Origin of the sequence: uncultured Campylobacter sp., from assembly GCF_938045595.1 — a bacterium.
In the GTDB taxonomy this organism is placed as follows: Bacteria; Campylobacterota; Campylobacteria; order Campylobacterales; family Campylobacteraceae; genus Campylobacter_B.
Genome location: NZ_CALIBB010000248.1, coordinates 1 through 4,091 on the forward strand (window position 1 = coordinate 1; position 4,091 = coordinate 4,091).

The window sequence follows — 4,091 nt, forward strand, 5'->3', positions numbered from 1 at the left end:
GGGTAAAAGCACACTGCTGCGCTGCGTAAACGGCCTTGAGGACTATCAAGAAGGAAGCCTCAAAGTAGAGGGCAGGGAGGTAAGAGAGCTAAACGCCGCTCAGATCCGCGAGCTGCGCAAAAATATCGGTATGATTTTTCAGCACTTCGCGCTAATGAGCCGCCGCAGCGTCGCGCAAAACGTCGCCACGCCGTTAGCATTTTGGGGCCATCCCGAGGATCACACGAAGCGCCGCGTTGCCGAGCTTTTGGAGCTCGTGGGGCTTGCAGATAAAGCAAATGCCTATCCTAGCGAGCTTAGCGGCGGACAGAAGCAGCGCGTGGCGATTGCGCGTGCGCTTGCATTAAGCCCTAAAATTTTGCTTTCCGACGAGGCGACCTCGGCGCTTGATCCCAACACCACCGCGCAAATTTTATCGCTTCTGCGCCGCATCAATCGCGAGCTAGGCATTACGATCGTGCTCGTCACGCACGAGATGGAGGTCGTAAAGGGCATCGCGCAGCGAGCGATCCTGCTTAAGGGCGGGCGCGTGAGCAACTCGGGCGATATCGTCTCGCTGTTTCTGCACCCGGATGAGAATATGAAGGAGTTTTTAGGCGAGGAGGAGGTGCTGCCCGCAAGCGGCGTGAATATCAGGCTCTTTTTCCCGCCCGCGGTTGCGTTTGACAGCGTGATCACGCATATGGCGCGCGCTTTGGAGATAAATTTTAACATCGTCTGGGGCAAGCTCGAGCGCCTCGATAAAAACGTCGTCGGAAGCCTCGTGATCAACGTAGAGCCCGCACACGTCGCGCGCGTGGAGGAGTTTATCAAAAACGCGGGCGTAATCTACGAGATCGTATCGCAGGATGAGATCAAAGATCACGCTCTTTCGTAGGCGTTAAATTTTCGATCTTTTATAGCGCCAGCTGCATCGAGTGGCGCGGTATGGTCGCCTTTCGCAGCCGTTAAATTTTACTTTTTTGCGCGCTTGCGTCGGATAAAATTTACGGGCGGAGCCGAAGAGCATGAGCGATGCGCGCGGGCGTTAAAATCCGCCGCACTTGCATTACGCGCATTAAATTTCGTCGCGCGGGTAGTACTGAGACGCGGATGGGCGGTTCGGTATGAAAATTTCATTTTGGCGTTTAAGGCGTGAAATTTTAATTTTATATCTCTGCGCGGCGCGTTGAAGCATGAAATTTTAAATTGTTTCGTCGTGTGTGGAATTTCAAAGCGCAGAATTTCGCTTTGATGTAGTAGCAACTTTAAAATTTAAAATTTGCGCTTTAAATTTCATCGGTAGCAATGCCTGCGGCGAAGGGCGATTTAGAATTATTAACCGCCGTGGTTAGTGGATTTAAAAATTCACGCGCCGCACTAAATTTAAGGGCTTACGCGGCATGGCGAATTTAAAAGCTCGCGCGATGCCGCAAATTTAAAGACTCGCGCGGCGTTTTAAATTTAATGACCGAGCCGTGGCATTATAAATTTAATCAGTTTCGCCGGCGGTTTAAATTTTTATCTCGCCGCGGTAAAGTAAGCTCGGCGATGCGCTGTTGGCGTGCGCTCTGGCTAGCTTTGATTCGCGTTTAGAATTCGACTAGCCATAGCGAGGCGATTTAAATTTCAGGGATCGCGACCGACCGAGCGCATTTAAGCCGCTCCGCGTTTGAAATTACAGGCGTTTAAATTTAAATTTGAATTTTTTCGGAATTTCACACTTGCTTCACTTTTACGGAAGTATAATTCCGCTAATTTCTTTTAAGGAGTACGTAATGAAAAAACTTACTTTGTTTGCGCTTAGTGCGCTATTTGCTGGCACTTTTGCCGTAGCTGCCGATATGGGCATGAAAGATGAGATGAAGGACGCCAATACATCAATGCATAATGGTGCGAAAGAGGTGAAAGCTGAGATGAAACATATGAAGCACGAGACGCATGGTATGAAAAAAGATGCCGTTAAAAAGGGCTCTCATGCAAAAAAAGAGATGAAAAAAGAGATTAAAAAAGAGATGTAGTGAGTAAAATTTTACTCGTAGAGGACGATGAGACCCTTTGCGATCTCATCGGCGAATATTTAAGAAATGCAGACTTTGATGTGTGCGTTTGCAGCGACGCTCAAAGCGCTGCAGATCTTGCTTATGAGCAAAAATTTGATCTTTTTATCTTTGACGTAAAAATCCCCAAAGGCGACGGATTCTCACTTTTAAAAGAGCTACGCAAGAACGGCGATCACACTCCTGCGATATTTGCTACGTCGCTAAATACGCTCGATGACCTTGAGGTCGGTTTTAAAAGCGGCTGCGACGATTATCTCAAAAAACCGTATGAATTAAAAGAGCTGCTGCTGCGCGTTAATTCGCTCATAAAGCGAAACTTCAGCCATAATTTTGATGATTTTGTAACTATTGACGACGAGTTTAAATTTTACTTTGCAAGCAAAGAGCTACGCAGATCGGGCGTGCCCGTCGCGCTTTCAAACAAAGAGCGCGAGCTGCTGGCGCTTTTTTTACAAAATAAAAACAGGCTTTTGAGCAAGGATGAAATTTTCTCCGCGATCTACGCTTTTGACGAAACTCCGAGCGAGGAAGCGCTGCGAACTTATATCAAAAATTTGCGCCGCGTCCTAGGCGAAGAGCATATCATAAATCGCCGCAATGCAGGGTATCTGTATGTCTGAAAAGACCGCTTTAACGCTTAAAATTCTATCTTTATATCTCATTTCAAGTGCGTTGTTTTTAGGATATTTTTTCAAGATAAATTACAGGATGAACGAAGCCGCGCTACTTTCGCACAGGATAAAAGAGCTAAAAGAGATCAAAATGATGATCTATATGAAAGCGAGCATGGACGGGCTGGAATCACTAGCGGACTTTGAGCGCGAAAAGGGCGTGAGTGCGTGCATATTTAAGCCAAACTCTGATGAAATTTACGGCTGCAGCGGTGAGCTTGGCGCACTTGATAAAGCGAAGCTAAAGGCGGAATTTATAAGTGGCGGAAGGCTAGGAATTTATGAGAATCTGCAAAATATGGAGGAGCGAAACGCCTTTTCCAAGGCTAAAATCATTCTGCTTGGAAGTAGCGTGCAGGGCGAAATTTTAACGCTTCGTATCAAAACCGCAGCGATGATGATAGCGCTTTTGGGTGTGATATTAGCCGTGGCGTTTTATCTGGTGCGGCTAGGCACCAAGCCGCTTTACGATAAGATCGATACGCTAAATCGCTTCATCAAGGATAGCACCCACGAGATCAACACTCCTCTTAGCATCATCTCCATGAGCGTCGAGACGATGCGGCACGCAGAGCTTGGGGAATACAACGCCAAGCGCGTCGCTAATATCGACCTTGCCGCCAAGACGCTTTCGCGCATCTACGAGGATCTCGTGTTTTTAACCTTCGGTATGAATAAGGAGGGCGAGATTAGCTCGATCGATCTAAAAAGCCTAGTCGCTTCGCGCTGCGAATACTTCGCGCCGTTTATTCAAAAACGCAGACTAAGCCTTAAAACCGATCTTTCGGATGCGAGCATGAACGCAAATATTTATGAAATTTCGCGCCTGATCGACAATCTGCTAAGCAACGCCGTAAAATACGCCGATGCAGGCGGCTACGTGGATGTGCGGCTAAGGCACGGCGAGCTAGCGATCTCAAATAGCGGCGAGGGGATCGATAGGAAAAAGGGCGACGAAATTTTCAGGCGCTTTGCGCGCTTTAACTCAAGCGAGGGCGGCTTTGGAATCGGGCTTAGCATCGTAAGCGAGGTCTGCAAAAAATACTCCTTTTCTATCTCCTACGACAGCGTGCCGGGCGAGATAACGACCTTTCGCCTTACGTGGCGAGAGTAAAATTTTAAAATTTAGTGAAATTTAAAATTTAAAAGCGGTCGCTTGCGGTTTAAATTTAATCGTAGTTTGGTCGCTTAAATTCCGCGCAAAAAGGCTCTAATTGCCGGAGCGTTTAAATTTAATCGCCCGCTCGCTTTGCGCTCGTAAAATGATCCTGAAAGTTATTAGTGCGGAATTTTATTCGTCCGCGATTTCATAAAATTTAGCTTTTATTTCTTGATAAGTATATCCAGTGGACTATATTACTGAATAAAATCGGAACAG

Annotated in this window: 4 protein-coding genes; all 4 read left to right on the plus strand. The window is 47.0% G+C overall.

What is annotated here, in order from left to right:
* A partial coding sequence (locus Q0340_RS09525; RefSeq protein WP_298083109.1) for a methionine ABC transporter ATP-binding protein occupies positions 1 to 877 on the plus strand: 877 nt, incomplete at its 5' end.
* A gap of 880 nt (positions 878 to 1,757) precedes the next feature.
* Positions 1,758 to 2,000, plus strand: a complete 243-nt coding sequence (locus Q0340_RS09530; RefSeq protein WP_297902676.1) for a hypothetical protein — start codon at positions 1,758 to 1,760, stop codon at positions 1,998 to 2,000.
* Positions 2,000 to 2,662, plus strand: coding sequence for a response regulator transcription factor (locus Q0340_RS09535; protein ID WP_297948458.1), 663 nt, complete (start codon positions 2,000 to 2,002; stop codon positions 2,660 to 2,662). Before Q0340_RS09530 ends, Q0340_RS09535 begins: the two co-directional genes overlap by 1 nt.
* Entirely contained in the window at positions 2,655 to 3,827 is a 1,173-nt protein-coding gene (locus Q0340_RS09540) for a HAMP domain-containing sensor histidine kinase (protein WP_298083110.1), read from the plus strand. Before Q0340_RS09535 ends, Q0340_RS09540 begins: the two co-directional genes overlap by 8 nt.
* The last annotated feature ends 264 nt before the right edge of the window (positions 3,828 to 4,091 follow it).

Bases quoted from the DNA above. Each gene is read 5' to 3' on its own strand.
- Q0340_RS09530 (WP_297902676.1), top strand. From the start codon at position 1,758: ATGAAAAAACTTACTTTGTTTGCGCTTAGTGCGCTATTTGCTGGCACT.
- Q0340_RS09540 (WP_298083110.1), top strand. From the start codon at position 2,655: ATGTCTGAAAAGACCGCTTTAACGCTTAAAATTCTATCTTTATATCTC.